Below are 18,501 nucleotides of genomic sequence, written 5' to 3'. Positions count from 1 at the left end.
TGTAGCCTTGGAGGGCGCGGCGAGCACGCGGCTCGCGCGCCGGTTGTTCAGGTGTAATCGGTGAGCTTCTTGCGCGTGGCGCGGCCCTTGGGGCCGTCCTTGGCGCCCTGGCACGTCACGCAGTACTCCGCGTAGGGCATGGCGCGCAGCCGGCCCAGGGGCAATTCGTCGCCGCACTCCTCGCACTCGCCATAGGAGTCCGGGTCGTCGCGCAGCTTGCCCAGCGCCTTCATCACCCGGGCGAGCACGCCGTCCATGTTCCGGTTCCGGTTGGAGGCGATGGCCTGCATCATCTCGTTGAGGGGCTGCTCGTCCTCGTCGCCGCCGATGCGTGCGTCGTCGGTGCGGTTGGGCTCGATCCTGGCGGGCGTCTTCTCCGTCAGCTCGGAGTGGAGCGCCAGCAGCAGCTTCTTGAATTCCTCTCGCTGTTTCGCGTTCACGTCTCGCCGCCGTGTCAGTACTTCGCCGTGGAGGCCTGTCCGCTGACGATGGCCACGGACGCGGACGCGCCCAGGCGGTTGGCGCCGGCGCGCAGCATCTTCATCGCGTCCTCGGCGGAGCGGATGCCGCCGGACGCCTTCACGCCCACGTCGTCGCCCACCACCCGGCGCATCAGCGCCACGTCCTCGGCGGTGGCGCCGCCCCCGCCGAAGCCGGTGGACGTCTTGACGAAGGCGGCCCCCGCGGCCTTGGACAGGGCGCAGGCGAGCACCTTCTCCTCGTCCGTGAGCAGGGACGTCTCCAGAATCACCTTCACCGGCAGCGGGCGCGCGGCGTCCACCACGGTGGCGATGTCCTGGTGCACGAGCGCGTAGTCACGCGACTTGAGCGCGCCCACGTTGAGCACCATGTCGATTTCGCGCGCCCCGGCGCGGATGGCCTCGCGGGCCTCGAAGGCCTTGGCGGACGGCAGCGACGCACCCAGCGGAAAGCCCACCACGGCAATGGGCACGGTGGTGGCGCCGGCCAGCACGCGCGCGGCGGTGGCCACGTGCGTGCTGTTCACGCACACCGTGGCGAAGCCGTGCTTGCGGGCCTCCTCGGCCAGCTTCGCCACGTCCTCGGCGCGGGCCTCGGGCTTGAGCAGCGTGTGGTCGATGTAGGGCGCCAGGTCCGCCGGGGAGCGGATGGACTCCATGTCCACGCGGGCGGTGGACGGCAGGGTGTCCGGAGCGGGAGCACCGGACTCCGTGGGCGAGGTCTCCTTCCAGGCATCCATGCGACGGCGGGCCTGGTCGGCGAGCTCCTCGAGGAACTTCGCGAAGACGTCCTGGGAGTCGGACATGTCGCGCCCCTTAGCCCACTTCCCGCCCCTCGGGAAGCGCTCGCACGGGGAGCACGCGTCCGCTGCCCTCCCGCAGGTGCCGAAGAGGGGAATGGGGCGCTAGAGTCCGCTGCGTGACGTCTTCCGCCCGGCTGCTCACCCTCCTCGTCCTCCTGCTCGCCTCGCTCCCGGGCCGGGCCGCGCCTTCGCCCGCCGTGAAGCCGCTCACGGTGTACTTCTTCGACGTGGGCCAGGGGGACGCCGCGCTCATCGTGTCGCCCACGGGCAAGACGGTGCTCATCGACGGGGGCCCGCCCGAGGCGCGCGAGCACCTGGCCCGCAGGCTGCGCCAGTTGGTGAAGGAGCCACTGGACCTGGTCATCCTCACCCACCCGCACCTGGACCACCTGGGCGGCATGGCCCACGCGCTGAAGGCGGTGGGCGCCAGGCGCTTCATGGACCCGGGCTTCGACCACCCGAGCGACGCGTACAGGGACTTGCTGGACGTGGTGGGCGGCTCGGTGGGCCAGGTGATGAACCCGGAGCCCAACCCGCAGGCGCCGCAGACGCTGCTCACCATCGGCCTGGGCGAGGGCACCTCGCTCACCGTGCTGTGGCCGCGCGTGCCGCAGGAGCCCTTCCTGGACGACACGCGCTCGGACCCGAACTCCAACTCCATCATCACCAAGCTGACGTACGGGAAGACGGCGTTCCTCTTCACCGGCGACGCCGAGCCGGACACGGAGGCCCTCCTCCTCCAGAAGCGCATCGACTTCTCCGCCACCGTGCTCAAGGTGGCGCACCATGGCGGGCGCTACTCGTCCACGGCCGCCTTCCTCGCCGCGGTGAAGCCGAAGGCCGCCGTCATCTCCTGCGGCGCCGGCAACGACTACGGGCACCCCACCGCGGAGGCGCTGCAGCGCCTGGATGCGTCAGGCGCCCGCGTCTTCCGCACGGACCAGGACGGCGAGGTGGTGGCGGTGAGCGACGGCAACACCGTCACGCTGCGCTCCGCGAAGGGCCGCGCCGCGCCCCTGTTGGTGCCCGGCGGGGTGAAGCCCGGTCCCGTGGCGCTCGGCCCCATCCTCCCCAGCACGAGGCGCGCTCGCGGCGGCTCCCGGAACAAGGAGCCCGAGCCCGGCGCGCGCGGCGCGGCCACCGTCGCGTCGAGGAGCACCGTGGAGTCCGCTCCGGCGCTCTCGCGGGACGAGGAGGGGGCGGGGCCCTTCGTCAGCCTGAAGGGCAGCAAGGTGTTCCACCGCGAGGACTGCGCCACCCTGAAGCGCTCGAAGTCGGAGCGCGCCGTCTATTCCAGTCGCGCCGCCGCCCTGCGCGAGCGCCGCCCCGCCGAGGACTGCCACCCATGAGCCCGCGCCTGTTCTGCCTCCTGGGAGTGCTGGTGGCCGCGGCCGCCTGCCAGGAGCCGCCGCCGCCGCCCGCGCCTCCACCGCCGGCCGCCGTTCCCCGTCCCGCCGAGGCGCGCCGCTACTTCGGCTCACCTCCGGACGGGAAGCTGCACGTCTACTTCTTCAACGTGGGCCAGGGGGACGCGGCGCTCATCGTGTCGCCGGAAGGGCACACGGTGCTGGTGGACGCGGGCCCCGCCTCCGCGGCCGACCACCTGCTCAACCGCCTGCCGGAGCTGCTCACGCAGCGGCTGGACCTGGTCATCCTCACGCACCCGCACGCGGACCACCACGGCGGAGTGGAGGCGGTGCTGCGGCGCGTGGGCGCGAAGCAGTTGATGGAGCCCCAGCTGGAGGCCACGCCGCCCGACTACGACGCCCTGCTCACCCGCCTCGGGGGAATGGACGTGGAGTTCGTCTCCGCGGCGCCGCCCCAGAACACGCCCAACGCGCCGCTGCGCCTGCCGCTGGGCCCGGGCGTGGAGCTGAACGTGCTGTGGCCGCGCCACCCCACCGAGAAGCTGCTGGACGTGCCCCAGGCCTCGCTGGAGGCCAACTCCATCGTCCTGCGCCTCACGTACGGCGACACGGCGGTGCTCTTCGCGGGGGACGCGCACGCGAAGACGGAGGAGTCCCTGCTGGCGCGCGGCACGCCCATGAGGGCCACGGTGCTCAAGGTCGCGGAGCACGGCGCGGACGGCCCGACGACGAAGGCCTTCCTGGAGGCCGTGCGGCCCCGCGCCGCCGTCATCTCCACCGGCGGCACACCGGCGGCCGCCACGCTGGCGCGGCTGAAGGCCGTGGGCGCCCAGGTGTTCCACACCGATGACGCGGGCGAGGTGCAGGTGGTGAGCGACGGGAAGCAGCTCGTCGTCACCCCGCAGCGCCTGCCCGACGGCGTGCCGGAGGACACGCGCTACACGTTCCACGGGCTCGGAGACACCGACACCCCGCCCGTCGCCCAGGCCCCGAAGCAGGACGCACCGAAGCCGGACGCCGCGAATGCCCCGCCCGTGCGCGGCACGACGCCGGGCTCCCGGGGCTCGACGAACCTGGCGCGCTACGGACAGGTGGTGGACATCGACGACCTGCCAGCCGCGGACGCGTCGCCGCCGCCCTCCCGCTCGGAGACGCGGCCGCCGCGCGGGAGCACGGAGTCGCGCGCGGGCGCGTCGGAGACGTACGTCGCCAGCAGCAAGGCAGACGTCTTCCACCGCCCCTTCTGCCGGGGCGCCGCGAAGATAAAGAAGTCCAACCTGCTCGTCTTCAAGACGCGCGACGAGGCCTCGCGCGGCCGTCGGCCGGCCAAGGACTGCAACCCCTAGAGGACCCCGAGCATGACCCGCGCCACGCTGGACCGCATCGAAGGCGACGTCGCCGTGCTCGTCGTGGAGGGCCGCCAGCAGACGCGCCCGCTGATTGACCTGCCAGAAGGAGTGCGCGAGGGGGATGTGTTGGACTTGGACACGCTGCTCGTGGACCGCGAGGCCACCGAGGCCCTGCGCGCCCAGGTGCGCGAGGCCCGCGAGCGGGCGAAGCAGGGCAAGAAGAAGCCGCCGTCCGGCGACTTCGACCTGTAGGCCCACTCAGGCCAGGGGCGCCGTCACGGCGGGGCGGGCCCGGGGCAGCAGCACCGCCAGCAGCACCGCGCTCACCGCCGCCAGCAGGCCCGCGGTGAGGAAGGCCGGCGCGCTGCCCCACCGCGTCCACACCGCGCCGAACAGCAGGCCCGCGGCCAGCGAGGCCCCTCCCGTGAGCCCGTTGTAGAGACCGAAGGCACGCCCCCGAGCAGCCGGCGGCACCAGCGAGGTGAGCAGCGACTTCTCCGCCCCCTCCGCCAGCGCGTGGTACAGCCCGTAGAAGGCCATGACGGCCAGCGTGCCGGGGATGCCGTGCACCTGGGACAGCGCCACGTAGCTGAGCGCGTACAGCCCCCACCCCGCCAGCACCACGCGCGACGAGCCCAGCCGGTCCGCCAGCCAGCCCGCCGGGTACGAGACGGCCGCCTTCACCACGTGAAGCAGCAGCCACGCCATGGGCAGCAGCGCCGCTGGCGCGCCCTCCTCGGTGAGCTTCAGCAGGAGGAAGGCGTCCGTGGAGTTGGCCACGCCGAAGAGCACCACCGGCGCCAGGTAGTACCCGAGCCGGCGGGGCACCGGCACCAGCGCCGCGCCCGTGCCGTGGGCCTCCGGCGCACGCTCGGGCTCCTTCACCACGAGGATGCACAACAGCGCGACGAAGCCCGGCACCGCCGCCGCGAGGAACACCTGCTCCGCGCGCAGCCCCAGCGCCACCAGCACCATGGCCACCAGCGCGCCCAGCGCCGCGCCCGCGTGGTCCATGCCCCGATGGAAGCCGAAGGCCCTCCCCCGTGCGCCCTCGGGCACCGAGTGGGCGATGATGGCGTCGCGTGGGCTGCTGCGCACGCCCTTGCCCACGCGGTCCAGCGAGCGGATGAGGAGCGGCTGCCACGCGAGGGTGACGAAGGCCATCATCGGCCGCGCCAGCGAGGACACGCCGTAGCCCATCAGCACCAGCGGCTTGAGCCTGCGCGCCCGGTCCGCCCACAGGCCGGAGCGGTACTTGAGGAGCGCGGACACCAGGTCCGACAGCCCCTCCATGGCCCCCAGCAGCAGCGGCGCCGCGGGGAAGCGCGCCGCGAGGAACGCGGGCAGCAACGGGAAGATCATCTCGCTGCTCACGTCCGTGAGCAGCGAGACCAGCCCCAGCAGCACCACCGCGCGAGGCAGCCGGCCGCCCGCGGCCCGCGACAGCTCCGACCCCTGGGGGCTCACGGAAGGGGCCGGCTACATCGTCCCGGAGAGGACGAGCGGAATCTCGAGGTCCACGTCGTCACCGGAGAAGGCGGAGAACACCATGCCCTTCGCGCGGTCTTTGATGCAGGAGCCCACGGGGGAGCGGTTCAGGTCCTTCTTGTCGAGCGTGGCGGCCTTCACCTTGCCGGAGCTGCCCACCGTGGCGGTGAGCGTCACCTTGCCCACGCGGAAGGACGGGTTCTTCCGCAGCTCGTTGTCCACGCAGGAGCGGAACGCGTCCTGCGCCTTGTCCACCACGCGCTCCACCTCCTCGTCCGAGGGACCACCCACCTCGTCCGAGTCCGTCGCGGCCACCTCCGCGTCCTTGCGCACGTCGGGGCCCACGTCCTTCTTCTCCGAGTCCGCGTAGACGGCCTGGAGCTGCTCGGCGGACGGGGCCGGCGCGGCGCCCGTCGGCGCGCCAGCGCCCGTGGGGGCCTGGCCCGACGGCGCGGGAGCGGACTCCGGCTCCGGGGCGGGCGCGGCCGGACGCTTTTCGGCGGGCGGGGCCGCGGGCTTCGGCGCCGGGGCCACCGGCGGCTCACGCCCCAGAAGCTTGTCGCGCAGCGCGCCCACGCCCCGGGCGGAGAAGATGGGCTGCTCCACCGGGTGGCCCTCGGGGTCCACCGTCTTCACGCGCAGGGGCACCACGCCCAGCGTCTCCGACAGCACGTACGCGCCGCCGAGGGGGACGACGAGGAGCAGCAGCACGGCGACGGCGTACTTCCACGCGGGGTTGCGCCGCGTCACGCCCGACTTCGCCGCGAAGTGGCGGGTGTCCTCCACGGGCTGACGCTCGTCCCCGTCACCACCGCCCAGCGCGGCCAGCGGGTCCTCGTACTGGCCCTGGCCCTGGCCGTCATCCTCGTCACCGGCGCCCCGATTGCCGGGCAGGTCCAGGTCGGAGAACAGGTCGTCATTGAGCGGCGCGGCGCTGGCGGCCGGCGCGGCGGCCTGGCCCCGCCGTCCCTGAGGCTGGGCGCGCGGGTCGGGCTCCTCGAAGAAGGTCCGCTCCGGCTCGTCCTGCTCCGGGTCCCACGCCTGCTGCTGGGGCTCGGGGGCCGCGGGCTCCTCGGGCTCCGGCGTGTACGCCTGGGGCTCGGGCTCACGGCGGGCCGGGGCTGCCCGCGCACGGGACGGCGAGGGGGCCGCGGGCGGCTCCTCCACCGGGGGAGGCGGCGGCGGGGCCGGCTCGGGCGCGGGGGGCGCCGCGAAGAGGACGGACAGCTCGGGGATGTCCGAGCCGCGCTTCCAGTCCGCCATGCCCTGCTGCCAGAAGAAGCTCCGCCCACTGACGGTTCCGGTGGCCACCAGCTCCCGGAGGGCGCCCTCGTCCAGCGGCCCCTCCTGCTTGTTGCGCACCATGACGAACCAGGGCGAGCCCGCCGGCTTCAGGGGCACCGCACGGGTCGGCTCGTCGTCCCAGGGCGTCTGGAGGGCGGCGGCGGGGGCACGGGCCACGGCAGGGGCCGCCACGACGGGCTCGCTCGCCGCGGGCTCCACGAGGGAGCGCTCCTGGGCGCGGATGCGCTCCACGTCAGCGAGAGACACCACACGGGTGCTCTCCTCCAGGGGCAGGGACGGTCCCTCGACGGTGATGACGTTCTGGCAGTTCTTGCAGCGGACCTTGACCGTCTTGCCGCGGACCTTTTCGTCCGCAATGGAATACCGCTTCTGGCAATTGTCGCAGGTGAAGTTCAAGGGGAGCGTCCGACTTCCGGGGGAAAACTCGGGGGAAAACGCGGGTTGGATGCTACCGCTAGAAATCTCCCGCGCAAACCACAGGTTGACTCTGCCCGACAGCCCAACTATTCAGCCGCCCTCTCGTGTCTCCACTGGCCTTTCCAAAGGTGGCGAATGCCGGCGAAGGATCTTGGAACGAAGTACGTCTGCTACAAGTGCCAGACGAAGTTCTACGACATGAAGAAGCCGGACCCGCTCTGCCCCAAGTGTGGGGCAGATCAGCGGGAGAGCCCGGCCCTCAAGCCTCAGCCCGAGGGACGCCGTGGCCGTCTGGCCGCTGCCCCGAAGGTCATCGAGCCCATCGAGCCGGAGGAGCCAGCCGCCGCGGGTGAGGAGGAAGAGGAGGAACTGGAGACCTTCGACGACGACGAGGCCGCCGCGGAGCCAGAAGAGGAAGACATCTAGTCCCGAAGCACCGAGGGGCTCCACGGCACATGCCGGGAGCCCCTTCGCTTTTCTTCAGGACATGGCTGTCGTGCTTCCCAGGAGGCGCCCCCCATGACGGGAGCGCCCCGGACCGCGTGCCGCCCTCAGGTTCCCGAGACGGGCTTCAACTCCAGGAGCGCCCGGCGGATCTGCTCGTAGAGGCCGGGCCCCATCTCCTGCATGCCCACCGGTCGCGAGGCCGCCTTTCGGGGCGACTCCACCGTGCTCAGGTCGCTCGTCAAAGTCGTCCGCTTCTTCGGCTGGTGCATGACTCGGCCCCCCTTCTTCTTGTTGGCGCCACTCTTATAGCAATATTTCCGCCAGAACGGAAACTGGATCTAAAAATCGGCTTCTCACTCACTTATACGTCGAGCGCCGAAAATATTTCGTCGGCCCCGTCACTCCGCACCGGATACGTCCGGGCCGCCCGCACCCGGTTGCAGGGCCCCGGCCTACTTCACCTGGTCCGCCGCCCACTCCAGGTCCACCTGGACGGTTTCTCCGTTCTTCACCTTCACGGTGCGTGCCAACTCCGGCAGGCGCTCGTGCCAGAAGACGAGGGTGTGGGCGCCCTCGGGCACCTCCAGGCGGAAGCGGCCGTCGGTGCCGCTGGTGGTGAAGTACCCGTGGTCGAAGGTGCGCACCAGCGCGCGCATCCAGGGGTGGACGTCGCAGCGGATGGGGACGGCGCCTGGCGCGGCGGGCAGGGGCCGGCGCACCGTCATCCCCTCCAGGGGCATGGCCACGTTGAAGAAGGCGCGGTTGGCACCGGACGCGGCGCGCACGTTGTGGACCAGGGGGTCCGAGTTCCGCAGCGCCAGCGTGCCGCCGGCTCGCGCGGCCAGGACAGGCGGGTCATAGAGACAGCGCTTCTGGTCCAGCACGGGCTCGGGCGGGGACTGGCGGGACGCGGGCAGCGCGCCCCCCTCCTTCAGGGACACCACCACGTAGGCGAGCGAGCCCTCGCCGCCCACGACAAGGGAGCGGTCCTCCGTCTGCTCCCCGCACACGGACACGGTGGTGCCGCTGGTCGGACTGAGGGCGGGCGGGGGTGGAGTCCCGGAAAGCCGGATGCGGCCCTCGACGGTGCCCCACCCGGTGGCCGCGGGTGCCGGAGGCGCGACGGGCGTGTCCGGGTTTCCGGCGGCGGCAGGGACGGGCGGAGGGGGCGCGGACTCGCGGCAGCCGGGGGCGAACGCGAGCAGGAAGGGACAAAGCAGGAGGGGGCGGAACACGCGCCCCGGTCTAACTGGAGCGTGAAGCTGTTTCAAATGCAGCCCGCTTGCCTGAGGCCCAGGGGATGACTCATGGGCCATTTGGACGTTGGACCCCCATCACCCTTGTTGGTACAAGAGCGCGGCCGTACACGGTGCGGCCCTGTGGGAGGCAGCAACTTTGCGGGAGAAATTGAAAGCGCTGGCGGAGCTGCAGAACGTAGACCTCGAGGTCGCTTCGCTCCGGAAGGCCGCGGATGTTCACCCCCGTCAGATTGCCGAGCTGGAGCGGGAGCTGGGCGTCGCCCGCAGCGCCATCGAGGCCGAGCGGGCGCGACTCACGGACATGGAGCGCCAGAAGGCGCAGCTCGAGCAGAACATCACGGACGAGAAGGACAAGGTGAAGAAGTGGGAGGCGCGGCTCAGCGAGCAGCGCTCCACCCGCGAGTACTCCGCCCTGGCCCGTGAAATCGACATCGCCAAGAAGGCGAACCTGACCATGGCCGAGGAGCTGGCGGAGCTGACGAAGCAGCTCGGCGCCGCCCGCGAGGCCATCAAGTCCAAGGAGTCCGACTTCGCCACGAAGCAGCAGGGCCTGTCCGGCCGCATGGCGGAGCTCAAGGGCAAGCTGGGCGAGGCGGAGGCGCAGGTGAAGGCGCTCGAGGGCCGCCGCTCCGGCGTGTCCGCGGGCGTGGACGCCAACCTGCTCCGGCGCTACGAGTCGATTCGCAAGAAGAAGCTGCCCGCGCTGGTGGGCGTGGTCGCCGGCACGTGCCAGGGCTGCAACATGAACGTGCCCCCGCAGCTCTACAACCAGCTGCGCACCTCGCTGGGCACCGACGTGTGCCCGTCCTGCAACCGCATCATCTACGCGGTGGAAGCCCTCCAGGAAACGCCCGCGGCGACGAAGTAGTCCTCGCCGCCTCCGCCCCCGGAGTGGACCTGCGCCGTCCGCCTGTTGTAAGGGCACGGTGCCGGAGTGGTCCGGGTGAACGCCGGCCACCGCAGTCACGGGTGGCGGGAGGAAAGTCCGGGCTCCGTAGGGCAGGGTGCTGGCTAACGGCCAGTCGAGGCGACTCGCAGGAAAGTGCCACAGAAAACAGACCGCCCGTTCCGCAAGGGGCGGGTAAGGGTGAAACGGTGCGGTAAGAGCGCACCGCGTCCGGGGTGACTCGGACGGCACGGTAAACCCCACCTGGAGCAAGAGCCAATAGGAGCGCGTCCCTCGCAGTCCGGGGGGACAGGGATGGCCCGTCCCAGGCGTTCGGGTTGCTCGCTGATGAGGTCCCTGGGCAACCAGGGCCCTAGATGAATGTTCACTGCCCACCTCGAAAGGGGTGGTGACAGAACCCGGCTTACAGGGCCACTCCGGCGTTTTTCTCCCTGTGCCGTCCCGCCCGGCAGGCGCGCGGAAGCGCGCCACGGACCCTGGAGGCGCGCCTCAGCGCGCCACGGGCACCTGCCCCAGCAGGATGCGGTCCCTTCCGTCGTTGCGCACGGCGTCCGGGTTGGTGAGCCGCAGGCGCGTGTCCGTGCGCGGCTCCCACAGGCCCAGCCAGATGTTGAGCGCGCGCGGACCGGCGCCGGCCGGCAGGTAGATGGCGAACTCGTCCTTCACCGTCTCGCCGGGCTTCCACTGCGACGTCGCGTAGAGGCCGCCCGCGGGCTTGTGGTCCACGTTCATGCGCTCCATGCGCCCCTCGGCGTCCTCGACGTGGACGAAGACGAGGTAGTCCTCCTCGATGGGCTGGAGCACCTTGAAGTAGAGCGTCACCTTGGCCTGCTCCCCCGGGGTGAGCCGGCCGGGCTGCACCGTGGCGCCGACCAGCTCCACCTTGCCGCCGAGGTTGGCGCCGTTGCGCAGGGACAGGGGCGGCACCTGGGCGACGGTGGCGGCGCGCCGCTCCTGCGGGCTGGCGCCGCCGGGCGCCTCGACGATGCAGGCGGGGCCCAGGAGGAGGACCGACGGAAGCAGGACACTGGAGAGCTTGAGGCGCATGGCCTGCCGTTTCTACTCGGCCACGGGCGCTGCATCCACTTGCGCGTTGGTGTATGCGAGGCCGCGCACATGAAGACGCCCAACGCCCTCGACGCCCTGGCCGCGCAGGTGCCGCCCGCCCCCTCCCCCGCCCCCTCCCCGGGCGGGGGCACCACGCAGCCGGGCACCGGCACGCCCCCCACGGAGGGCTTCTCCGTAGGCGACGCCGTCGGCATTGGCGCCGCGAGCCTCTTCGTCCTGCTGATGGTGCTGGCCGCGCGGAAGATGTTCTTCCGCAAGCGCGCGCCCGAGGCGAAGAAGCCCGGCGTCCCCGTCCCCGGGGAGAAGCCCGCCCTGCCGGCGGAGCGGCCCCAGCTCCGGGTGGAGCTGCCGCCCTCGCAGGCGGAGGCCGCCCGGCTGCGCGAGGCGGAAGAGGCGCATGAGCGCGCCGCCACCCTGGCCCGCCAGCGCGAGGAGGCCGCCCGCACCGCCCGCACCACCACGGACGCCGCCGAGCGCTCCCGGCTGGAGGCCCAGGCCCGGGAGCTCAAGGAGCGCGAGGAGGAGGAGAAGCGCGCCGAGTACCGCGCGAAGAAGGCCGCCGACGACGAGGCCCGCGAGCGGCGCAAGCGCGAGCAGGCCGAGGCGCGGCGGCTCGTGGAGGAGGAGCGCGCCCGCGAGGCCGCCGCCGTCGAGGAGGCCCGCCGCGCCGAGGAGGCCGCCGCGCGCGCCAAGGTGGAGGCCGAGGCCGGCCGCACGCTGGCGCAGGGCCTGGACAAGACGAAGAGCCAGGGCTTCATGGCCCGGCTCAACGGGCTGTTCGGCCAGCAGCGACAGGTGGACGAGTCCGTGCTGGCGGAGCTGGAGGAAATCCTCTTCACGGCGGACATCGGCGTGCGCACCGCGAATCACCTGGTGGAGGTGGCGCGCGAGAAGCTCAAGCGCAACGAGCTGAAGGACCCGGAGCGAATCAAGGCCCTCATCCGCGAGGAAGTGGCCCGCATCTGCGACCTGCCGGTGCCGCGCTCGCTGGAGGGCGGAGGCCCCCCGCACGTCGTCATGGTGGTGGGCGTCAACGGCGCCGGGAAGACCACCACCATCGGCAAGCTGGCCGCGAAGCTCACCGGCCAGGGCAAGAAGGTGGTGCTCGCCGCGGGCGACACCTTCCGCGCCGCCGCCACCGAGCAGCTCGACGTGTGGGCGGACCGCGCGAAGGCCCAGCTGGTGAAGGGCGCGGAGGGCGGCGACCCCAGCTCGGTCATCTTCGACGCCATCAAGAAGGCGAAGGACGAGGGCGCGGACGTCATCATCGCGGACACCGCGGGCCGGCTCCACACCAAGGCGCCGCTCATGGATGAGCTGAAGAAGGTCAAGCGCGTCATGGACAAGGCGCTGCCCGGCGCGCCGCACGAGGTGCTGCTGGTGCTGGACTCCACCAACGGCCAGAACGCGATTCAGCAGGCCAAGCAGTTCCACGAGGCCGTGGGCGTCACCGCGATTGCGCTGACGAAGCTGGACGGCACCGCGAAGGGCGGCGTCATCATCGGCATCTGCGACGAGCTGAAGCTGCCCGTCGTCTGGGTGGGCGTGGGCGAGAAGATCGCCGACCTGCGCCGCTTCGAGCCGCGCGAGTTCGTCCAGGCCCTCTTCGACTGAGGGCCGGGCTCACTCCCCCAGCAGGCCCGGCATCAGCTGCTCCAGGAGCTGCTTCGACGCCGGGTCCATTTCCAGGTCCTTCAAGCCCTCCAGGTCGCCTGGCCCCTGGGCGCCCAGCATCGACGCCAGGTTGGCCTTTCCCAGGTCCTCGTCGCCGTGCGCCTCCAACCACCAGCGCACGCGCAGGGCCTCCAGCCGCTTCGCATGGGCGGGGCTCGCCTTCGCCAGCTCGCGGGTGAATGCGTCCCCGCCGGCCCACTTGAAGCGGTACGTGTCCACGTACGCGCGCAGCGCCTGGAGGAAGGCCGTGTCCCCCACCAACTGCCGCGAGGCCTGGTGCAGCAGCGGCGCCTTGCCGTAGACGAGCGCGCTGTACTCGAACTCGTCCACGAAGTCGCCCGTGGGCCGGTCCGCGCGGCCGTCCTTCCCGCCCGTCATGCGGTACAGGTGGTACGCGGACACCAGCGCCTCCTTCCGCTGCGCCTCCGCCGCCCCCTTGCCGTGCTTCCACTCGACGTAGAGGAGCGCGGCGTACTGGGCCAGCGACTCGTCCACGACGGGCATGTGGATGGGGTCCGAGCCCACGAGGCCGGCGAAGTACTGGTGCGCCACCTCGTGTGCCACGGTGAACTCCAGCGTGCGCTCCAGCACCGCGCCCAGCTGCGCCATGACGGGGTTGCCACCGCCCTGCCCCATGGCGCCCAGCAGCTCCTCGAGGCCCTCCATGCCTTCGAGACCGGCCAGCGCCTCGGTCGGGTCCATGGGGCCGCGGTACAGCGACGTGGCCACCGTGACGAGCCCGGGGAACTCCATGCCGCCCGCGCCGCCGGACAGGGGCGCCTCCACCACGCGGAAGTGCGTGTAGGGCAGCGGGCCCAGGCGCCGCTCGTACTCCTCCAGCATCGCGCTGGCGTACTTCAGCACGCGCTCGCCCGCGGCCTTGTCCCGCGCCGCGTAGTGGCTCTCCACGGTGACACCGCCCACCGTCGCCGTGGAGCTCTCGTAGCCCCTCGACACGAGGATGGGGAAGTCGCGCACCGCGGCCGCGGCGAAGGCGAAGCGCACCCGGCCGTTGCGCTCGGGCACCTCGCCCATGGGCGCACCCGTGGCATGCACCGTCCAGCCCGAGGGCACCGTGACGGTGGCCAGCACGTGCGCCGGCTCGTACAGCGCCAGGTCGCCAATGCCCTGCGGCCCGTCCCAGGGGCGCCCCACCGCGTCCGTCGGCGGCACCTGGGGCACCACCCCCACCAGGCTGAGGAAGTCCTCCGTGGCGGAGAAGGCGCCGTGGTCTCCGCCGCCTCCTCGCGAGCCTCCGCCCAGCAAGCCCGACAGCATCCCTCCGCCTCCCGCCGCGACCTGGGGCACCGTGGCCTTCACCGCCACGTCCACCACCGCCGCCGCGCCGACGGGGACCGGCTCCTCCAGCGCCACGCGGTACAGCGTGGGCTCCGGCCGCTCCAGCTTCACCGGCCGGCCGCCGACCTTCGCCCCGGACAGCGTCACCCGGCGCTCCCGGGCATTGGGCGTCAGCCGCAGGTACAGCTCCGTGAGGGGCGTGTCGCGGGCCAGCACCTCCACCTGCACCCGGCCCGTCACCTCGCGCCCGGCCGGGTCCACATCCAACTGCACCCGGTAGCGGGGCAGCTCATCCAGAGGCCCCAGCGCCTTCGTCGCCCGCGCGCGCTCGGAGGGCTTGAGGTGCTGGAGGCAGAGCTGCACCTCGGGTGAGAAGGCCGGGGACGCCGGGGGCGCCGGGGGCGTCACAGCCGGAGGTGGACCGCTCCAGGCGGGGACACCGGAGAGCACACCCCACAGCAGGCACCCGCGCAGGAAGGTCCGCATGGGGCCATGCTAATTGACCGGGTCCACCACTGCTCGTCTAGCCTGGGGGTCCATGCACTCTCGAACGCTCGTCCTGGCCGCCGCCTGGGGGCTGGTGGCCTGTGCGCGGCACGTCCCCGCCTCCCCCACTTCCGCACCGGCGACTCCCCGCGCCGTACGACTCCTCCTGGACACTCCCGCGCAGGAGACGGAGCTGCTCACGAAGCTGCGCGACGACGTGGAAATCGACACCACCGAGGGCGAGCGCACGCCGCACGTCGTGACGACGGGCCAGACGCCGCTGCTGCGGCTGGAGGGAAGCCGGGCCCGCCTCTACGGCGACGCCCGCGCCACCCTGGGCATCTCCGTGGACAACTTCCTGCTGGTGGAGGTGCTGGACGCGAAGGGCAAGCTGATGCGCAGCGCCGTGGTGGGCTTCACCGAGGGCGTCCACATGGGCAAGGAGCAGGTGGACAGCCTGGGGCGCCGCGCCTTCAGCTTCGAGCCCGGCGAGGTGGACCTCACGCACCTGCTGCCCGAGTCCGAGCCCTTCCAGGTCCGCGCCACCGCGCTGGACTACTGGGGCGTGGGCCGGGTGAGCGACGTGTACCTCGTGCTCGCCCCGGATTCGCGCTCGTCGCCCGACGACGACCTGCGCGGCCAGTGAGCCACGGGCCTCGCCCGCCCTCGAGCAGGGCGGGCGGCACGACGAATCAGAAGTGGAAGGCGTTGGCCGGAATGCGCAGAGCGCTTCCCGAGGCGCCACCGCGAACCGGACGTGCGCCGCCCAGCACGGCATCGCAGTCGCCGCCGCACACGTCCGTCGAGTTCAGGGCAGGAGCGCCGCCACCCTGCGTCGCCATCACCGCGCCCACCGTGCCCGCGGCCACCACCGCGCCAACGCCGGCCCACACGTACCAGCGGCCATACCAGGGCTTGCTGGAGCTCACCTCCGGGTCAGGCTCCGTCGTGTCCGTGAGCGACAGGCCGGGCGACGTCTCCTCCGGCGTGCGCGACGGATCCAACGCCGGCTTCCTCGGCGCATCCGCGCTGGCCACCGACGTGTCCACCAGGGGCCGCAACGTGCCCTCCACGGAGTAGCTCCGTCCGGCGAAGACGGTGATGTTGTGCACGTCGGGCTTGAAGCCCGGGGCGCGGAATTCAATCTCGCGCGAGCCCGGCTTGAGCAGCACGTTGCCCTGCGGCACCGGCCCCACCTCGTCTCCGTCCACCAGCACCACCGCCTCGGCCACGTCCGCGGCCAGCGTGGCGAAGCCCATGGTGGCATCCAGCGACACGGACACCTCCTGCTGCGAGCCCTCCTTGACGTCGATGCGCCGCGTGTAGTCGGCGTAGCCCTGCTTGCGGACCACCAGCAGGTGCTCGCCCGGCGTCACCGTCAGGGGCATGGGGGCGGCGTTCAGCGTGCCGGCGTCCTTGCCGTCCACCTGCAGCTTCGCCCCGCGCACGCCGCCCGTGATGCGCACCATCATCTCGGTCTTCTTGGGCGACAGCGGCGCGAGCAGGTCGTCTTCTTCCACGGGCTCCACGGGCTTCTTGCCCGCCTTGCCCCGCGCCGTCGCGCCGCTCTTCGTCTTCGCGGGCTTCTTCGTCACCTTCGCGGGCTTCTCGCGCGGCGTCTTCTTCCGCACCACCTTCGTCTTCCCGGCCTTCGTCTTGGAAGACTTCGTCTGCGGGGTGAGGGGAGCGAGGAGGTCGTCGTCCTGCGCGAATGCGGAGGACGGCGCCGCCAGGACGGTCACCAGGGCGAAGAGGACGAGGCGGTGAGGGCTCATGACGGACCGAAGGTTAGAGAGTCATCCCTGGGGAATCAAACAGAGTCCCGCCCGCCATGCCGTTGGGCGAATATCCGCGCCCCATGCACCGCGTCCTGTCCTCCCTGGCTTTCGGCCTCAGTGTTCTCTCCCTTACGGCGTGCCCCGCCAAGACGCCTCCGCGCACGGAGGTGCAGGTCCCACCTCCGCCTCCCGTTCGCGTGCCTCCAGGCTGTGAGAGCAGCCAGGCAGGCGAGTACTTCCACGCGGAGAACCCCGCCTTCCGCTACCACGGCGAGGACGACGGCGGCACGCTGTCACTCTCCGTGGTGCGCGCCCACGCGGATGGCGGCACCGACGCGCCGGACGCGAGCACCGCCACCATCGTCCTCCATCGCACCCCCGAGGGCTTCGTGGGCCAGACGCACGCCACGGGCTTCGCCGGCTCGGGCGCGCCCTGCCCCGTCGTCTTCCCCACCGAAGTCGAGGCGTGCGCCGACGCGGGCCTCACGCTGCGCTCCGCGGCCAGCACCTCCATCGACGAGGGCTGCCGCGCCGCTCCCTCCGGCGCGCCCACCGTGCGGCTGCGGCAGGTGCTCCTGCGCGGCGAGCCGGACGCGGGCACCTGAAACGACGAAGGGGTGAGGCCCGCTGTGGACCCCACCCCTCTCGCATCCCCGGAGGGAGTGTCGCTCAGGCCGCGCGGCGCGGCTGCTCACCGGCGGCGTTCACCGCCGGAGCGGCGTCCGTCAGCTTCAGCTTGCCGGACAGGCCCAGGCCCTGCAGCAGGCTGGACACGCCGACGTACAGGAAGCCCGCCTGGAACAGGATGATGAAGGGCACCGACGTGTAGATGCGCGCGTCGATGGCGAACCAGAGCGCGCCCGTGAAGTAGGCCGCGAAGAGCAGCTCCACCACCGGCATCAGCGTCTTGCTGCCGCGGTAGGTCTTCTTCACCGCGACGACCTTCTTGCCCTCGGCGCCCGTCTTCGGCGTGCGCGCGAAGCCGGACTGCTGGTTGAGCAACGCCTCCAGCACCGCCTTCGCGTTGTTGATGGCCAGGCCGATACCCAGGCTCATCAGGAAGGGCAGGTACTTCACCCGCGCCCACCCATTCACACCCATCTCCCGCTGCGCGGCCACGTAGAACACGCAGACGCTGGCGGTGGCGCTGATGAAGAAGGGCAGGTCCAGGAAGAGCGTGCCGTACAGGCCGTGCTGGAAGCGCACCACCATGCTGATGGGCATCAGCACGGACAGGAGCACCATCAGCAGGTAGGCCATGTTGTTGGTGAGGTGGAAGAAGGCCTCCCGCTTCACCGCCATGGGCAGGTCGCTCTTCAGGATGGTGGGCAGCAGCTTCTTCGCCGTCTGGATGGAGCCCTTGGCCCAGCGGTGCTGCTGGCTCTTGAAGGCGTTCATGTCCACCGGGACTTCGGCCGGGGAGATGACCTCGGGCAGGAAGATGAACTGCCAGCCCTTGAGCTGGGCGCGGTAGCTCAGGTCCAGGTCCTCGGTGAGCGTGTCGTGCTGCCAGCCGCCCGCGTCGGAGATGGTGCCGCGGCGCCAGATGCCCGCCGTGCCGTTGAAGTTGAAGAAGCAGCCGGAGCGGTTGCGGGCGGTGTGCTCGATGATGAAGTGCCCGTCCAGGAAGATGCTCTGCGCCTGCGTCAGGATGGAGAAGTCACGGTTGAGGTGACCCCAGCGCACCTGCACCATGCCCACCTTGTCGTCCGCGAAGAACGGCACCGTGCGCAGCAGGAAGTCCGGGCTGGGCACGAAGTCCGCGTCGAACACCGCGACGAACTCACCACGCGCCAGCTTCAGGCCGTTCTCCAGCGCGCCCGCCTTGAAGCCCTGGCGGTTGGTGCGGTGGATGTAGACGATGTCGTGGCCCTTCTGCTTGTGCCGCTCCACGCACGCGCGGGCGATGCCACACGTCTCGTCCGTCGAGTCGTCCAGGACCTGGATTTCCAGCAGCTCGCGCGGGTAGTCGATGCGGCACACCGACTCGACCAGGCGCTCCACCACGTACATCTCGTTGAAGATGGGGAGCTGGATTGTTACGCGTGGGAGCGCCTTGAGAGGGCCCTTCGGCGTCGGCAGCTTGAACTTGTGCCGGTAGTACAGGAACGCCATCCGGTACCTGTGCGAGCCGTAGACCGCCAGCACGCACAGGACGCTGAAGTAGACGCCCAGGAAGATGATCTCGACGGTGGTCATCGGTGACGCTCAGCCCCTCCCGCTCGGCCCCCGTGGCCCGCGGTCCTTCCCTGCGCGGCGGCACCGACACCCTTCTCACGCTGACCGCCGCCAGATGGGTCTGGTGAGCCCCCGCTCCGTATGTGCCCGAAAAGACGAGGTTTTAGCCTTCCGGGAGTGATCGGCGCCGGACAATA

Annotated in this window: 18 protein-coding genes and 1 other RNA gene; 9 read left to right on the top strand and 10 right to left on the bottom strand. The window is 71.6% G+C overall.

Annotated elements, in window-relative coordinates:
* Positions 1–47: 47 nt before the first annotated feature.
* Entirely contained in the window at positions 48–440 is a 393-nt protein-coding gene (locus OV427_RS33740; RefSeq protein ID WP_163995312.1) for a TraR/DksA family transcriptional regulator, read from the bottom strand.
* Positions 441–454: 14 nt separating this feature from the next.
* Entirely contained in the window at positions 455–1,285 is an 831-nt protein-coding gene (gene deoC, locus OV427_RS33735) for a deoxyribose-phosphate aldolase (protein WP_267860322.1), read from the bottom strand.
* Positions 1,286–1,398: 113 nt separating this feature from the next.
* Here deoC and OV427_RS33730 point away from each other — a divergent pair, with 113 nt between their 5' ends.
* The 3 genes from OV427_RS33730 to OV427_RS33720 are packed head-to-tail and all read left to right on the top strand — an operon-like array spanning position 1,399 to position 4,250.
* The gene (locus OV427_RS33730; RefSeq protein WP_267860321.1) at positions 1,399–2,631 is read left to right on the top strand and encodes a ComEC/Rec2 family competence protein; all 1,233 of its coding nucleotides are present in this window, start codon (positions 1,399–1,401) and stop codon (positions 2,629–2,631) included.
* A complete protein-coding gene (locus tag OV427_RS33725) occupies positions 2,628–3,995 on the top strand; it encodes an MBL fold metallo-hydrolase (RefSeq protein ID WP_267860320.1) in 1,368 nt (455 codons plus the stop codon). The genes OV427_RS33730 and OV427_RS33725 overlap by 4 nt, the downstream gene beginning before the upstream one ends.
* Positions 3,996–4,007: 12 nt before the next feature.
* Positions 4,008–4,250: a DUF3006 domain-containing protein gene (locus OV427_RS33720; RefSeq protein ID WP_267860319.1), complete on the top strand. Its 243-nt coding sequence runs from the start codon at positions 4,008–4,010 to the stop codon at positions 4,248–4,250.
* 6 nt (positions 4,251–4,256) lie between these two features.
* Here OV427_RS33720 and OV427_RS33715 read toward each other — a convergent pair whose 3' ends face one another.
* Both OV427_RS33715 and OV427_RS33710 read right to left on the bottom strand, forming a co-directional pair.
* A complete protein-coding gene (locus OV427_RS33715) occupies positions 4,257–5,465 on the bottom strand; it encodes an MFS transporter (RefSeq protein WP_267860318.1) in 1,209 nt (402 codons plus the stop codon).
* A gap of 12 nt (positions 5,466–5,477) precedes the next feature.
* Entirely contained in the window at positions 5,478–7,187 is a 1,710-nt protein-coding gene (locus OV427_RS33710) for an AgmX/PglI C-terminal domain-containing protein (protein ID WP_267860317.1), read from the bottom strand.
* A 156-nt stretch (positions 7,188–7,343) separates the two neighbouring features.
* On the opposite strand from OV427_RS33710, the gene OV427_RS33705 reads away from it, so the two are divergent.
* Positions 7,344–7,634, top strand: coding sequence for an FYDLN acid domain-containing protein (locus tag OV427_RS33705; protein ID WP_267860316.1), 291 nt, complete (start codon positions 7,344–7,346; stop codon positions 7,632–7,634).
* A gap of 125 nt (positions 7,635–7,759) precedes the next feature.
* Here OV427_RS33705 and OV427_RS33700 read toward each other — a convergent pair whose 3' ends face one another.
* Both OV427_RS33700 and OV427_RS33695 read right to left on the bottom strand, forming a co-directional pair.
* Complete coding sequence (locus OV427_RS33700) at positions 7,760–7,924, bottom strand: hypothetical protein (RefSeq protein ID WP_267860315.1); 165 nt, start codon at positions 7,922–7,924, stop codon at positions 7,760–7,762.
* Positions 7,925–8,107: 183 nt separating this feature from the next.
* Complete coding sequence (locus tag OV427_RS33695; protein WP_267860314.1) at positions 8,108–8,890, bottom strand: hypothetical protein; 783 nt, start codon at positions 8,888–8,890, stop codon at positions 8,108–8,110.
* A gap of 160 nt (positions 8,891–9,050) precedes the next feature.
* On the opposite strand from OV427_RS33695, the gene OV427_RS33690 reads away from it, so the two are divergent.
* Together OV427_RS33690 and rnpB are read left to right on the top strand one after the other, a co-directional pair.
* The gene (locus OV427_RS33690) at positions 9,051–9,782 is read left to right on the top strand and encodes a zinc ribbon domain-containing protein (protein WP_267860313.1); all 732 of its coding nucleotides are present in this window, start codon (positions 9,051–9,053) and stop codon (positions 9,780–9,782) included.
* A 63-nt stretch (positions 9,783–9,845) separates the two neighbouring features.
* Positions 9,846–10,243, top strand: an RNA gene (gene rnpB, locus OV427_RS33685) — RNase P RNA component class A.
* Between the two features lie 67 nt (positions 10,244–10,310).
* On the opposite strand, the gene OV427_RS33680 is transcribed toward rnpB, so the two are convergent.
* Positions 10,311–10,868: a hypothetical protein gene (locus tag OV427_RS33680; RefSeq protein WP_267860312.1), complete on the bottom strand. Its 558-nt coding sequence runs from the start codon at positions 10,866–10,868 to the stop codon at positions 10,311–10,313.
* Between the two features lie 69 nt (positions 10,869–10,937).
* On the opposite strand from OV427_RS33680, the gene ftsY reads away from it, so the two are divergent.
* Positions 10,938–12,503: a signal recognition particle-docking protein FtsY gene (ftsY, locus tag OV427_RS33675; RefSeq protein ID WP_267860311.1), complete on the top strand. Its 1,566-nt coding sequence runs from the start codon at positions 10,938–10,940 to the stop codon at positions 12,501–12,503.
* Positions 12,504–12,512: 9 nt separating this feature from the next.
* Here ftsY and OV427_RS33670 read toward each other — a convergent pair whose 3' ends face one another.
* Complete coding sequence (locus OV427_RS33670) at positions 12,513–14,348, bottom strand: M1 family aminopeptidase (protein WP_267860310.1); 1,836 nt, start codon at positions 14,346–14,348, stop codon at positions 12,513–12,515.
* Between the two features lie 52 nt (positions 14,349–14,400).
* On the opposite strand from OV427_RS33670, the gene OV427_RS33665 reads away from it, so the two are divergent.
* Positions 14,401–14,994 carry a hypothetical protein gene (locus OV427_RS33665; protein WP_267860309.1) on the top strand — a complete coding sequence of 198 codons (594 nt, stop codon included), beginning with the start codon at positions 14,401–14,403 and terminating at the stop codon, positions 14,992–14,994.
* Positions 14,995–15,040: 46 nt separating this feature from the next.
* On the opposite strand, the gene OV427_RS33660 is transcribed toward OV427_RS33665, so the two are convergent.
* Entirely contained in the window at positions 15,041–16,123 is a 1,083-nt protein-coding gene (locus OV427_RS33660; protein ID WP_267860308.1) for a PEGA domain-containing protein, read from the bottom strand.
* A gap of 56 nt (positions 16,124–16,179) precedes the next feature.
* Here OV427_RS33660 and OV427_RS33655 point away from each other — a divergent pair, with 56 nt between their 5' ends.
* Positions 16,180–16,731, top strand: a complete 552-nt coding sequence (locus OV427_RS33655; protein ID WP_267860307.1) for a hypothetical protein — start codon at positions 16,180–16,182, stop codon at positions 16,729–16,731.
* A 64-nt stretch (positions 16,732–16,795) separates the two neighbouring features.
* On the opposite strand, the gene OV427_RS33650 is transcribed toward OV427_RS33655, so the two are convergent.
* Entirely contained in the window at positions 16,796–18,325 is a 1,530-nt protein-coding gene (locus tag OV427_RS33650) for a cellulose synthase family protein (protein WP_163995327.1), read from the bottom strand.
* Positions 18,326–18,501 lie beyond the last annotated feature (176 nt).

The organism is Pyxidicoccus sp. MSG2 (genome assembly GCF_026626705.1).
Classification (GTDB): Bacteria; Myxococcota; Myxococcia; order Myxococcales; family Myxococcaceae; genus Myxococcus.
Note: the sequence above shows the minus strand (reverse complement) of the source record. Positions and strands in the feature narration are given on the sequence as shown.

What these genes read in the sequence shown, in the direction of transcription:
- deoC (WP_267860322.1), bottom strand. Translation starts at nt 1,285, where the DNA reads ATGTCCGACTCCCAGGACGTCTTCGCGAAGTTCCTCGAGGAGCTCGCC.
- OV427_RS33705 (WP_267860316.1), top strand. Translation starts at nt 7,344, where the DNA reads ATGCCGGCGAAGGATCTTGGAACGAAGTACGTCTGCTACAAGTGCCAG.
- OV427_RS33680 (WP_267860312.1), bottom strand. Translation starts at nt 10,868, where the DNA reads ATGCGCCTCAAGCTCTCCAGTGTCCTGCTTCCGTCGGTCCTCCTCCTG.
- OV427_RS33670 (WP_267860310.1), bottom strand. Translation starts at nt 14,348, where the DNA reads ATGCGGACCTTCCTGCGCGGGTGCCTGCTGTGGGGTGTGCTCTCCGGT.
- OV427_RS33720 (WP_267860319.1), top strand. Translation starts at nt 4,008, where the DNA reads ATGACCCGCGCCACGCTGGACCGCATCGAAGGCGACGTCGCCGTGCTC.
- OV427_RS33655 (WP_267860307.1), top strand. Translation starts at nt 16,180, where the DNA reads ATGCCGTTGGGCGAATATCCGCGCCCCATGCACCGCGTCCTGTCCTCC.
- OV427_RS33725 (WP_267860320.1), top strand. Translation starts at nt 2,628, where the DNA reads ATGAGCCCGCGCCTGTTCTGCCTCCTGGGAGTGCTGGTGGCCGCGGCC.
- OV427_RS33665 (WP_267860309.1), top strand. Translation starts at nt 14,401, where the DNA reads ATGCACTCTCGAACGCTCGTCCTGGCCGCCGCCTGGGGGCTGGTGGCC.
- OV427_RS33650 (WP_163995327.1), bottom strand. Translation starts at nt 18,325, where the DNA reads ATGACCACCGTCGAGATCATCTTCCTGGGCGTCTACTTCAGCGTCCTG.
- OV427_RS33700 (WP_267860315.1), bottom strand. Translation starts at nt 7,924, where the DNA reads ATGCACCAGCCGAAGAAGCGGACGACTTTGACGAGCGACCTGAGCACG.
- ftsY (WP_267860311.1), top strand. Translation starts at nt 10,938, where the DNA reads ATGAAGACGCCCAACGCCCTCGACGCCCTGGCCGCGCAGGTGCCGCCC.
- OV427_RS33660 (WP_267860308.1), bottom strand. Translation starts at nt 16,123, where the DNA reads ATGAGCCCTCACCGCCTCGTCCTCTTCGCCCTGGTGACCGTCCTGGCG.